General features: G+C 44.0%; 8 protein-coding genes and 3 pseudogenes. 3 read left to right on the top strand and 8 right to left on the bottom strand.

The window, feature by feature from the left end:
* The first annotated feature begins 1 nt into the window (after position 1).
* The gene (locus K333_RS0100245) at positions 2-457 is read left to right on the top strand and encodes a winged helix-turn-helix transcriptional regulator (RefSeq protein WP_027452186.1); all 456 of its coding nucleotides are present in this window, start codon (positions 2-4) and stop codon (positions 455-457) included.
* Between the two features lie 497 nt (positions 458-954).
* On the opposite strand, the pseudogene K333_RS11600 reads toward K333_RS0100245, so the two are convergent.
* From K333_RS11600 to mutY, 6 genes and pseudogenes are all read right to left on the bottom strand, one after another.
* Positions 955-1,215: pseudogene (locus K333_RS11600) on the bottom strand (IS30 family transposase); the annotation flags it as partial.
* A gap of 604 nt (positions 1,216-1,819) precedes the next feature.
* Positions 1,820-2,355: pseudogene (locus tag K333_RS0100240) on the bottom strand (response regulator); the annotation flags it as partial.
* 180 nt (positions 2,356-2,535) lie between these two features.
* Positions 2,536-2,709: pseudogene (locus K333_RS13690) on the bottom strand (hypothetical protein); the annotation flags it as partial.
* A gap of 271 nt (positions 2,710-2,980) precedes the next feature.
* Entirely contained in the window at positions 2,981-3,313 is a 333-nt protein-coding gene (locus K333_RS12570) for a substrate-binding domain-containing protein (RefSeq protein ID WP_024990202.1), read from the bottom strand.
* A gap of 33 nt (positions 3,314-3,346) precedes the next feature.
* Positions 3,347-3,580, bottom strand: a complete 234-nt coding sequence (locus tag K333_RS12565) for a hypothetical protein (protein WP_024990203.1) — start codon at positions 3,578-3,580, stop codon at positions 3,347-3,349.
* 32 nt (positions 3,581-3,612) lie between these two features.
* Positions 3,613-4,623 (bottom strand): A/G-specific adenine glycosylase, encoded by a 1,011-nt coding sequence (gene mutY / locus K333_RS0100220; RefSeq protein WP_024990204.1) that lies wholly within the window; start codon positions 4,621-4,623, stop codon positions 3,613-3,615.
* Positions 4,624-4,678: 55 nt separating this feature from the next.
* Here mutY and K333_RS0100215 point away from each other — a divergent pair, with 55 nt between their 5' ends.
* Positions 4,679-4,870: a hypothetical protein gene (locus tag K333_RS0100215; RefSeq protein WP_024990205.1), complete on the top strand. Its 192-nt coding sequence runs from the start codon at positions 4,679-4,681 to the stop codon at positions 4,868-4,870.
* Positions 4,871-4,949: 79 nt separating this feature from the next.
* Positions 4,950-5,804 carry a carbohydrate kinase family protein gene (locus K333_RS0100210; RefSeq protein WP_024990206.1) on the top strand — a complete coding sequence of 285 codons (855 nt, stop codon included), beginning with the start codon at positions 4,950-4,952 and terminating at the stop codon, positions 5,802-5,804.
* Positions 5,805-5,916: 112 nt separating this feature from the next.
* On the opposite strand, the gene K333_RS0100205 is transcribed toward K333_RS0100210, so the two are convergent.
* Positions 5,917-7,326, bottom strand: a complete 1,410-nt coding sequence (locus K333_RS0100205; protein WP_024990207.1) for a glutamate synthase subunit beta — start codon at positions 7,324-7,326, stop codon at positions 5,917-5,919.
* A 24-nt stretch (positions 7,327-7,350) separates the two neighbouring features.
* Positions 7,351-11,826, bottom strand: a complete 4,476-nt coding sequence (gene gltB / locus K333_RS0100200) for a glutamate synthase large subunit (protein WP_036886354.1) — start codon at positions 11,824-11,826, stop codon at positions 7,351-7,353.
* Positions 11,827-12,015 lie beyond the last annotated feature (189 nt).

The following is a 12,015-nucleotide window of genomic DNA, read 5'->3' as shown; positions in this document are numbered from 1 at the left end:
AATGCTTCGTAATCCAGATATTGCTCATCAGTGCTATTACAGAAAGCTGATAGAGATGATGGGGACAGGCATCCATCGAATGATTCAAGACAGCAAGGAACACGGCTTTGATATTCCTATATTTGAGATTAAAGACCAAATAGTTAAGGTGTCTTTCCCCAATATCCATTACCTGCGTGCGGAACAACCACATCAAAGCGCTACAGATTTGATGGCTCATTTTGAGGGAGTAATTGAGGGAGTAGGTAAAGACATTAAAGAGAAACTCGCATCTATTCTTTGTGTCCTGAACAATCAGCCTGGGCTTAGGACGACAATGCTCAGTAGTAAGACGGATATTCCCGTGAAAAGCGTTGAGCGATATGTAAAACGTTTGAAGGATGCGGGACTTATAAAGTATTCAGGTTCAAGTAAATCTGGTGGTTACTTTCTTTCCGATTCCCTCGTGAGGGAGTAATGAGGGGGTAATGAGGGAGTAAATTTGTTCACTGAACATTTGGATATGTGAGATATTATGCCTACCTTTGCATCCGACAACGAGCCATGAAACAGGCGGTGGCTCACCGTCGGGTGTTCTTTGATGCATTTCATAGCAGAATGTGGAATTGAGTACGGTTTCCAATTCGTAACCCCATTTTCTTTCAATTCCCCAGACTGCCTTTATACAAAAGAAAAGCTGCAAATTCTTCCAAAGTTACCAAAAATCGTTGTAAAGAACAACGGATTGGGGAGAAATAATGCAGTCGATATAAAATTAAGACAAAATAGGTGAAGAGCGAGAATCAAGGGAATGTGCAATAGGAGGTTGGGTGAAGAACTGTTTTCTGTGTCATAAAATAGTTGTAATAGAAAATATATATGGCAACATTTTTGAGTTTAGTATACTTTTTTATAGAAAAGGTAGTAATTTTGCAGAAAACAAAAGGAGGGCGGAGTCAATTAGCAAGTGTAAATTTACGAAGTTTTTTTGTAAACGACTTCATCAGGAGTGAGGAAATTTAATTTTTCCCTTGGTCTTGCGTTAATTTTTCTTTGTATCATCTTAATTCTTTGTTGACTTACGTCTTTGAAGTCAGTACCTTTTGGGATGTATTGCCGTATGAGTCCATTGGTGTTTTCTATTCCACCTTTCTGCCAGGGCGCATGAGGGTCGGCAAAGTACACCTTAGTACCTAACTTTTTGGTTATGTCCTCATGACAGTAGAACTCAGATCCCTCCCTTTTCTTTTTTATGCATTGCTAATCTCTTCTGCCATGCAAAGTCGTTTATGGGGGCTTCTCGCCCCCTGACCCCTCGGTGTTTTCAGGTATAGATTATTGAGGTTACACCTGTCAACCGATTGCACTTCTATGTTGAATTTGCCAATTTGTCTGTAGACAGGCGAACGTTAACGAATCTTATCCTTTCTTAATTCCCGACTGACAAAAGGTTCTTGTAATTCCTGGATTCAGAATTAAAGATAGGGATGATTAGGAATATTAAAATTATGGTCGAAACGCAATTAGTTGATAATCAATTGATTGTAGATTTTTGTTTTGTTTTGATCTTTAAAATATACAGGAAAATCGGCTTTTCAATTAACTGCATAAGGCTACAAACCTATTCGCATAAACTTACGAAGTTAACTTCGTAAGCCGATGAAGTTAACTTCGTTCAAAAAGTCAATCCCTTTCGGGAGTATCTGTCATACTGGTGAAGGGGCAAATGCCCCTTATCTGTTCTAGATGAAGCAAAAATCGGAACAATTTTTCTTTAACAGTTCTGCGATAAAGTTTAAAGATTGTAAAGATTATCTTGCTATCTTTTACTCATGTTGATTTTCACCTTACGATAGAGTTGGGCACGACTCAGTCCTACTTGTTGTCCGATCATCTCCACCTTGAAATCACTATTGCCGATGTTGTCCATGATAATCAGGCGGAGTTTGCCGATAAAGGTACGGTCACTTTCAGCAAAGGCTTTCTCTTGTGAAGCATTCATGTTGAAGATAGAGCGAAGGCGCGTACGCTCCTTCAATAAGTTATCGATACGCACCATAAGAAGTTTACTGTTGAAAGGTTTAGTGATATAAGCATCGGCACCATGTTCGTATCCTTCGATGCGTTGGTCATCAAGACTCTTGGCAGTAAGCATCACCACAGGGATATGACTTGTGGCCGTATCGGTTTTCAGTTTCCGGCAACATTCCTGTCTATCCATGACAGGCATCATCACATCACAGATAATCAATCGGGTACCGTCTTTCGTGCTAACTGCAGACCGTCCAAGCCATTGGCGGCTTCGAGAACCGTATAGGAATCGCTCAGGATGGTACGAATATAATTGCGGATATCCTCATTGTCATCAATGACGAGTAGAGTAGGTTGCTCCTCATGATGACTGATGATCTTGTTGACATTCAGTTCATTTTGAGTATTTTTGTTAGCCTCCTGCGCTGATGCTGATGTATCCTGTGAGGTAGGATGCTCCACCCAGGAACGTAACTTTTCCTCATCGAGTAAGTCTTCTACGATTTTCTGTAACGATATCGCATTACGTTTCACCATATTGATGATCTCCTTGCTACTTCCTTGTATACTCTCATCCTTGGCCAGTTGCTCTATAGGGTCGATGATGAGTGTGAGTGGTGTGCGCACCCGATGACTCACATCAGTGAAGAAACGAAGTTTTGCTTGTGCCCTTTGTTTCCCTTGCTGATGACGTCTCATCAGTTCACGATAGAGGAAGAAGAAAATGATCAGTATTAGGATACTGATGATGATCGTCATGAACAGATATACACGCTGATGCTCCAGATCTATAAAGAACTTGTCTATCTTATGATGTAAATCCTCCACCTGTTGAACCTGACTAGCCAGTTCGTTTCGCATCATCAACATTCGTTCTGCATTCTCCCTGGTGACGAGTGTCGATTGTAGCAAGTTTTCCTTCTTATAAGGTTTCCCCTGTAAGATATTCATGGCAAGATGCATCACCAAATCACCACGAGTAGGATACCGACCTTGCCGAATCTTGTTTCCATCCAGCCGATTCCGAATCAATGAGTTTCAGACCGGGATATTTGCTTATCGCCTCTACGAATCCCTTATGTCGCTCTATCGTAGGCGAAGACGACAGAAGACCCTCGATCTCAACGATGTTACCCTTACCATGAAGAGCCTCGGCGACATATTCCCCCATCATCCTACCAATCTTATGATTATCAGCACCAATGAAGGCTGTATAATCACGACTGTCCGTCTTTCTGTCGAAGAGAATCACCGGGATACCCTTATGCGTGGCACGGTCGATGGCAGCAGTAATGGTATGCATCTGGTTGGGTGACACGATCAGCAAGTCAACGCCCTAGTCTATCAACCGGTTAATCTGATTCTTCTGTTCTATACTGTTGTCTTGAGTAGAGACAAATTTCATATCCACATTATCATATTGATAAGAAGCCGTGCGCAGCGCATCATTCATATACTGTCGCCAGACATCTTCCGAACATTGCGACACACCAATCGTATATGTCTTATGCTTGTTAGTGCAAGCAAAGAAAATGAAAGATGCGATGATAAGCAGGATAGATTTCTTCATAAATCAAATTTTAACGATGACATAAAGAGAACTTATCGTGAAGTCTTTGGCTCCAATAAGATCTCTATTAAACGAGGAATAGCATATTTGTCAATATCATTCTTGTTGATCCAGATATAGTCAGGTGGTAGGACTGGTTTCTTGTCAGCATAGAACTGATAATAGTCAGCAAAGAGCACTCGATGTGTAAGTACATGCTTTACCGACTGTTTACAGAGTTCCCATACTCCCTGCCAGTCGGGTAGTTGCACCTGTTCACCCTCTAAGAGATAAGGTTCCCATAACCCTTGCCAGATGTCACCGGTTCCCCGTTGATGAATGGCGATCTTATCATGGTGATGAATCATGACATAGGTAAGATAACGGTTCTTTACCTTTGTGGTCTTGATTTTCACCGGTAGCTCATCGATTCTGTTCTCGCGATAAGCCACACATTGTTCCATGTAAGGACATTGCGAACAGAGGGGCGACTTCGGAGTGCATTGCGTAGCACCAAAATCCATCATAGCCTGGTTGAAGTCAGCGGCGCGATCATGAGGAATCAACGACTGTGCCAATGCAGCAAACACCTTCTTACCTTCCGTAGAATTTATCGGTGTGTCGATGCCCTCAATTCTGGATAACACCCGATACACATTACCGTCAACGGCAGCCGCAGGGATGCCATAAGCCGAACTGGCAATGGCAGCCGCTGTATAGTCGCCAACTCCCTTCAAGAGTTTGATATCTTTGAGTGTGTCGGGGAAATGGCCCAGTTTTACAATCTGTCGAGCCGCAGTATGTAAGTTGCGTGCCCTACTGTAATAGCCTAATCCCTGCCAAGCCTTGAGCACATCGTCCTCGCTGGCAGCAGCCAAAGATTCCACATCAGGCCATGTCTGCATGAAGCGATGCCAATAATCCATGCCTTGCACAATACGAGTCTGTTGAAGGATTACCTCACTGAGCCATATAGCATAAGGGTCTCGGGTATGTCGCCAAGGCAAGTCACGTCCATTTGCTGAGAACCATTCTAATAATGTTGAAGCAAAAGTATTATCCATTTCGTTGCAAAAATAGCATAATTTTATTATTTTTGCGACGTAAAACGAAAAAAATATGGATATTAAAGAATATAGACAAGCTATCCTTGAGGCTGTACTGGCAGCGAAGGATGAGAACGGAGAACCTAAAATAGACGAATTGGAAGCTCGTGAAATGCTCGCAGAACTGGAAGACGAGGAACTGTTGGAAGGTATGGAATTCAACACACCACAGGATGTGGCGGATATCATATTAGAAGAATTCTAGAGCTTCACATTCCATTCGTCAAACTCACATTATATTAATGAAACACTAAAATGGAAAAAACAATCGTTATGTAGTAGGTTTGGGAGAAGCCCTTTGGGATGTTCTTCCGGACGGAAAGAAATTAGGTGGAGCGCCTGCTAACTTTGCCTATCATGCTGGTCAGTTTGGCTTACAGACAATAGCTGTAAGTGCACTTGGAGAAGATGCTCTTTCCAAGGAGACTGTTCAACAGTTGGAGGAGAAGAAATTGAATTATGAGATGCCTCGTGTACCTTATCCTACGGGTACTGTCTTAGTAGAATTGGATGCTGAGGGCATACCAACCTATGATATCAAGGAGAATGTAGCATGGGATAATATACCTTTCTCTGAATCTATCGAGAATATCGCGCGCCATGCTCAGGCCGTATGTTTCGGTTCTCTTGCTCAGCGTAATGTCGTGAGCCGTGAAACGATCTATAAGTTCCTGGATAGTACTCCATCGGATTGTGTGAAGATCTTCGATATCAATTTGCGTCAGCAGTTTTATACCAAGGAAATTATCCAAGAGTCATTGAAGCGTTGTAACATCCTAAAAATCAATGATGAAGAACTCGTCACTATTGGCCGTATGTTTGGTTATCCTGGTTTGGATATCGAGAATAAATGCTTCTTGATATTAGGAAAGTACAACCTCGACATGTTGGTGCTGACCTGTGGCGTGAATGGCAGCTATGTGTTTACTCCGGGAAAGGTTTCTTGTCAGCCAACACCAAAGGTTGAAGTTGCAGATACCGTAGGTGCCGGAGATTCCTTTACAGGTTCTTTCTGTGCTGCTATCTTGCGTGGTAAGACCGTAGAAGAGGCTCATCATTTGGCTGTTCGCGTGAGTGCTTACGTATGTACTCAGAATGGTGCTATGCCACAGATTCCTGATACCTATAAGTGTGATTGATGTATGACGGCATGATATGATGCCGTAAACAGATCATATTAAAAGATGAGGGCGCATCAATAGCGATCTATTGAAGCACCCTCTTTCTGCTTGATTATAATTGATAGGATAACTACTTAGATAAGTACTTATCTACTTCTGCAGCAATTTTTCTACCACTTGCCAATGCTCTTACGACAAGTGAAGCACCATTGGCAGCATCACCGGCAATAAAGACATTCTCTGGGAATTCCGGATGTTCTGGACGGAGGAATCCCATGGCTAGGAATACGATGTCGGCCTTGATGATTTCAGGCTTACCTTTCTCTATCATGAGTGGTCTGCCTCCTTCTGGATTTGGTTTCCAGTCGATTTCCTGTACCTTGACACCTGTCAATTTGCCATCCTTACCGAGGAATTCCAATGAATTGATATTCCATCTACGTGTACATCCCTCTTCATGGCTGGAGGTGGTCTTTAAGGTGCGAGGCCAGTTAGGCCATGGATTCTTAGGATCTTCAGGACCAACAGGAGGTTTTGGCATGATCTCAATCTGGGTGACGCTCTTGCATCCCTGACGATGAGCAGTACCGATACAGTCGGAACCGGTGTCACCACCACCGATAACAAGGACATTCTTGTCTTTTGCGTTTACCAGTTCACCTTTCTTGAATTCCATTCCGGCAAGAACGCGATTCTGCTGAGAAAGTAATTCTAGGGCAAAGTGTACTCCGTTGAGTTCACGACCAGGAATCTTTAGATCGCGAGCTGTCGGAGTTCCTGTACATAGGACGACAGCATCATATTTCTTGGCAAGTTCCTGGATGCTGACCTTCTTGTCTTTGCCTAGGGTAGGGTCGTTCTGAATGTTTGTGTCGCTCTTGTCACTTTCCAGTACATGAACGCCATATTTGAATTCAATGCCCTCCTCTTCGAGCAGTCGAAGGCGGCGGTTGATGATCTCCTTGTTCAGTTTGAAGTTAGGAATACCATATCTAAGTAGACCACCGGCATTCTCGCGAGCTTCGAGGACTGTAACCTTATAACCTTTTTGGTTGAGTTGAGTCGCCGTAGAAAGTCCGGCAGGACCTGCACCGATGACAACGGCAGTCTTACCGTTTCTTGATGGTATGCGCACCTTGACGAAATCCTCCTGGAAGGCATGCTCGATGATGGCACATTCATCTTCACGGTTGGTAGTAGGCTCATGTTCCGTCAGGTTGAGGATACATGCCTTTTCGCAGAGTGCAGGACAGATACGTCCTGTGAACTCCGGAAAATCATTCGTTGCAGTAAGCAACTTATACGCCAACTCCCAGTCACCCTTGTATAGAGCATCGTTCCACTCTGGTGGCTTGTTGCCTAAAGGACAAGCCCAGTGGCAGAAAGGAACACCGCAATCCATACAACGACTAGCCTGAGTTCTGCGGTCATTACTATTTAGAGTTTGTTCTACTTCTCCAAAATCATGTATACGGTCGTGGATGGGACGATAGCCAGCTTCTTTACGACCTATTGTTAGAAATGCTTTAGGATTTCCCATTTTCTTCTGTCTTCTTTTTTAGGATTAATAATCGCGCTGCATATCAGCAATCTTCTGTTGCAACTTCTTAACCTGCTCTTCCTGCAGAACTCGCTTGTATTCGATAGGTACTACCTGAATGAACTCTTCTACATAGTGATTCCAGTCATCGAGCATCGTTCGTGCCAGTTTAGAACCGGTATAGAGGTAATGCTGTCGGATGAGTTCGTGTAATTCCTTACGGTAGCTGCTCTCCTCTACAAGGTTGATCTCTACCATATCCATGTTACAGAAGTAGTCGAAGTTATGTTTCTTATCCCATACGTATGCAACACCACCACTCATACCTGCAGCAAAGTTTCTTCCAGTCTCTCCGAGTACAACGACGCGACCGCCTGTCATATATTCACAGCAATGGTCGCCGGCACCTTCGATGACTGCGATAGCTCCGGAGTTTCTTACACCAAAGCGTTCGCCTACCTTACCGTTGATGTAGAGTTCTCCACTTGTGGCACCATACAGACCGGTGTTACCGGCAATGATGTTATCCTCAGCAGAGAAGTTGCTACGGATAGGTGGCAGGATGGAGATACGACCGCCTGAAAGACCTTTGGCAAAATAGTCGTTGGTCTCACCTTCGAGCTTAAAGTCGACACCTTTTACCAAGAATGCTCCGAAACTCTGTCCTGCAGAGCCTTTGAATTTCACATTGATGGTCTTATCGGGTAATCCTTCCTCGCCATATTTGCTGGCAATCATACCGCTAAGCATTGTTCCTACGGCACGGTTGGTATTCTTGATGGCAAAGTCTAAGTTTACTTCCTCTTGATCTTGTATAGCCTTCTGGCATCCTGAGATTAGCTGTTCGTCGAGGATACCCTCAAGGTCGTGCTCCTGTGTCTTGGTACAATAATTGGTACAGTCCCCAGTCTCAGTATGAAGCATACGGGTGAAGTCGAGACTTTCCCATTTCTCGTTATCCGTCTTCTTCGGTATGATCAGATCGGTACGGCCAATGATCTCGTTGAGACTCTTGAATCCCATCTCTGCAAGATATTCTCGTACCTCCTGTGCAAGGAAGGTGAAGAAATTGATGACATATTTATAACTGCCACGGAAATGAGCGCGAAGTTTAGGATCCTGTGTGGCTACGCCCATAGGACAGGTGTTCTGATTACATTTGCGCATCATGACACATCCTAGGGTGATCAATGCTGTTGTACCGAAACCGAATTCCTCAGCACCAAGCAAAGCCATCATGATAACATCGCGACCACTCTTCAACTGACCGTCGGCCTGAAGGCGTACCAGACTTCTTAAGCCATTCTTGACCAACGTCTGTTGGGTCTCTGCGATACCGATTTCTGGTGATATACCTGCGAATCGCATACTTGAAGCAGGACTTGCACCTGTACCACCTTCTGCTCCTGAGATGACGATGAGGTCGGCTTTAGCTTTTACGACACCTGCTGCAATGGTTCCTACACCACTCTCTGCAACAAGTTTGACGCTGATGGCGGCCTTTGGATTGACATTCTTCAAATCGAAGATGAGTTGTTTCAAATCCTCGATAGAATAGATATCGTGATGAGGTGGAGGTGATATCAATGAGATGCCAGGGATAGAGTGACGGGTCTTGGCAATGATCTCGTTGACCTTGAAACCAGGTAACTGACCACCTTCACCAGGTTTAGCACCCTGAGCTACCTTGATCTGAATTTCTTCGGCATTGACCAGATATTCTGTGGTTACACCAAATCGACCAGAGGCTACCTGCTTGGTCTTACTGCTCAGACTGATGCCGTTTACGGTATCATGGAATCGTGAATTATCCTCACCACCTTCTCCGGTATTGCTTCGGGCACCCAACTTGTTCATGGCAAGGGCTAAAGCCTCGTGAGCTTCTTTACTTAACGCACCAAAACTCATGGCACCGGTGACGAAATGCTTGACAATGCTTTCTACGGGTTCTACCTCCTTAATGTCGATAGGGTTCTTCTTGTAATCGAAGAAATCACGCAGGAAGATAGGACTGTCCTTATGGTCTACCAAGTCGGTATATTTCTTGAATAGATTGTAGTCGCCTTTGCGGGTTGCTAGTTGCAGAGTCGCGATAGTCTCTGGGTTCCACGCATGCTTGATACCATCCTTGCGCCAATGGAACTGACCAAGGGCAGGGAGAAAATCTATATTTGTGTTTGTGTCGAAAGCCTGGTCATGGAAAGCTATTGCGTCCTTTGCAATGGTCTTCAAACCAATACCGCCCACAGTACTGATCTCTGTTCCGAAATAACTCTTGAGCAAGCTCTCGCTCAATCCGATAGATTCAAAGATCTTGGCTCCGCGATATGAACGGATGGTAGAAATACCCATCTTGGCCATAATCTTGAACAAACCCTTCTTGACGGCCTTGATATAGTTGGCTTCGGCTGTCTCGTAGTTCTCTTGAATCTTTCCTCGTTTTACGAGGTCATCGAGAACGGCATAGGTCATATATGGACAGAGGGCGCTGGCACCGTATCCTAACAGTAGTGCTGCATGCATCACCTCTCTGATCTCACCACTTTCTACGATCAATGCTGTCTGTACACGTTTGCCGACACTAATGAGATAATGGTGTACAGCGCTTACTGCGAGCAATGAAGGTATGGCTACATGTTCTGCATCGACGTCGCGGTCGGAGAGAATGATGTAGTTGTATCCATCGTCTACGCTCTTCTCAGCCTGATGGCACAGGTTTTCGAGAGCTTCATGAAGTCCTTCCTCCTTCTTGCTTCGCTCGAAGAGCATTGGCAACTTGATGGTATTGAATCCTTTGTATCGAATGTTACAAAGAATATCCAACTGTGTATTGGTAAGGATAGGATGTGGAAGACGTACCATCTTGCAGTTGGTCTCGTCAGGATTGAGGATACCTGTACCCACGCGTCCAATATATTCGGTAAGACTCATCACGAGGGATTCACGTATGGAGTCGATGGCAGGGTTGGTGACCTGTGCGAACTGCTGACGGAAATAATTGAAGAATATCTGTGGCTTGTCACTTAATATGGCCAATGGGGTGTCGTTACCCATTGAGGCTGTAGGCTCTTGTCCCTTTGTAGCCATAGGTACGATGGTACCTTCGATATCTTCCTGTCCGAAACCGAACTCAATCTCCTTGCGGGTGAGATTGTCAACGGAATTACTGATCTTTCTACCACTATGAATTTTCTCCAACTGGATACGGTTGGTATTCAACCATTGACGGTAAGGATGCTCGGTAGCTAATTGCTCCTTGATCTCTCCGTCGTAGTAGATCTTTCCTTCTTGTGTATCGATGAGTAGAATCTTACCAGGTTGCAGACGACCTTTCTCTGCTATCTCTGTAGGGTCGAAATCCATCACACCAACCTCTGAGGCTACTACCATCATGTCGTTCTTGGTAATGGTGTATCGGGCAGGGCGCAGACCGTTACGGTCGAGCATTCCTCCTGCGAATCTTCCATCGCTGAAAAGTAATGCTGCAGGACCATCCCATGGCTCCATCAAGATAGAATAGTATTCGTAGAATGCTTTTAGGTCTTCTGATATCGGATTCTTGTCGTTGAAACTTTCTGGTATCATTACTGCCATGGCATGTGGCAGAGAAAGACCGCTCATTACAAAGAATTCGAAGACATTGTCAAGACTCGCAGAGTCGCTCATGCCAGGCTGGACAATAGGGGAAATCTTGCTGATATCGCCAAGAGAATCTGATGAAAGTACACTCTCACGGGCTTTCATCCATCCTCGGTTTCCTCTGATGGTGTTAATCTCACCATTATGAGCCAACATTCTAAAAGGTTGTGCAAGACTCCATGTAGGGAATGTGTTCGTACTGAATCTACTGTGTACGACAGCCAAACCACTCGTAAAATAATTGTTGGTGAGGTCTGGATAATATTGGCGAAGCTGTAGACTTGAGAGCATTCCCTTGTAGATGATGCTCTTGCTTGAAAGAGAACAAATGTAGAAGTCTTTGTCGTCGATTCTCTTTTCTATCTTCTTCCTTATTATATATAAGGTGCGCTCAAAGACTTTTACCTTGTCGTCCGTGACACCAGTGATAAAGATCTGTTTGATGTCCGGTTCTGATGAAAGAGCGGCTTCTCCGAGACAATCAGGATTGGTTGGTACGTTGCGTAAATGCATGAGTGAAAGGCCTTCACGCTCGATTTCCTCAATCATGATAGAGAGTATTGTCTGCTGGCGTTTCTCATCCTTAGGAAGAAAAACAAGACCAGTACCATATTTTCCTTTCTCAGGAACTGGTATACCTTGTAAAAGAATGAATTCGTGAGGAATCTGAAGTAGGATACCTGCACCATCTCCTGTCTTTCCATCTGCGCCCTCGGCACCTCGATGACGTAGGTTTTCTAGAACCTTTAAAGCGTTGTCAACAAGTTCATGACTTTTGTTGCCGTGGATATTGACGACCATACCGACACCGCATGCGTCATGTTCGTAAGTATTGCTGTACAATCCCGTTTGTTGTTGCATATAAATTAAATTTTGAAGTTTTTCCTATCAATTTGATTGCAAAATTAAGAAAATGCTTTCAGAATGAAACATATACGTGGGGAAATATGACTTATTAAATATGTTTTTTATCGTGAAAGTATTAATCTGTAAGTATATAAGGTATAAAAATAAATAAACTGTAAGTATTGAAGGTTCTAATACTTACAG

It is taken from the genome of Segatella albensis DSM 11370 = JCM 12258 (genome assembly GCF_000426565.1).
In the GTDB taxonomy this organism is placed as follows: Bacteria; Bacteroidota; Bacteroidia; order Bacteroidales; family Bacteroidaceae; genus Prevotella; species Prevotella albensis.
The sequence above is the reverse complement of the archived record's forward strand: the minus strand, read 5'-3'. Positions and strand labels throughout refer to the sequence as shown.

Bases quoted from the DNA above. Each gene is read 5' to 3' on its own strand.
- K333_RS0100245 (WP_027452186.1), top strand. From the start codon at position 2: ATGCTTCGTAATCCAGATATTGCTCATCAGTGCTATTACAGAAAGCTG.
- K333_RS12570 (WP_024990202.1), bottom strand. From the start codon at position 3,313: ATGCATACCATTACTGCTGCCATCGACCGTGCCACGCATAAGGGTATC.
- K333_RS12565 (WP_024990203.1), bottom strand. From the start codon at position 3,580: ATGAAGAAATCTATCCTGCTTATCATCGCATCTTTCATTTTCTTTGCT.
- mutY (WP_024990204.1), bottom strand. From the start codon at position 4,623: ATGGATAATACTTTTGCTTCAACATTATTAGAATGGTTCTCAGCAAAT.
- K333_RS0100215 (WP_024990205.1), top strand. From the start codon at position 4,679: ATGGATATTAAAGAATATAGACAAGCTATCCTTGAGGCTGTACTGGCA.
- K333_RS0100205 (WP_024990207.1), bottom strand. From the start codon at position 7,326: ATGGGAAATCCTAAAGCATTTCTAACAATAGGTCGTAAAGAAGCTGGC.
- gltB (WP_036886354.1), bottom strand. From the start codon at position 11,826: ATGCAACAACAAACGGGATTGTACAGCAATACTTACGAACATGACGCA.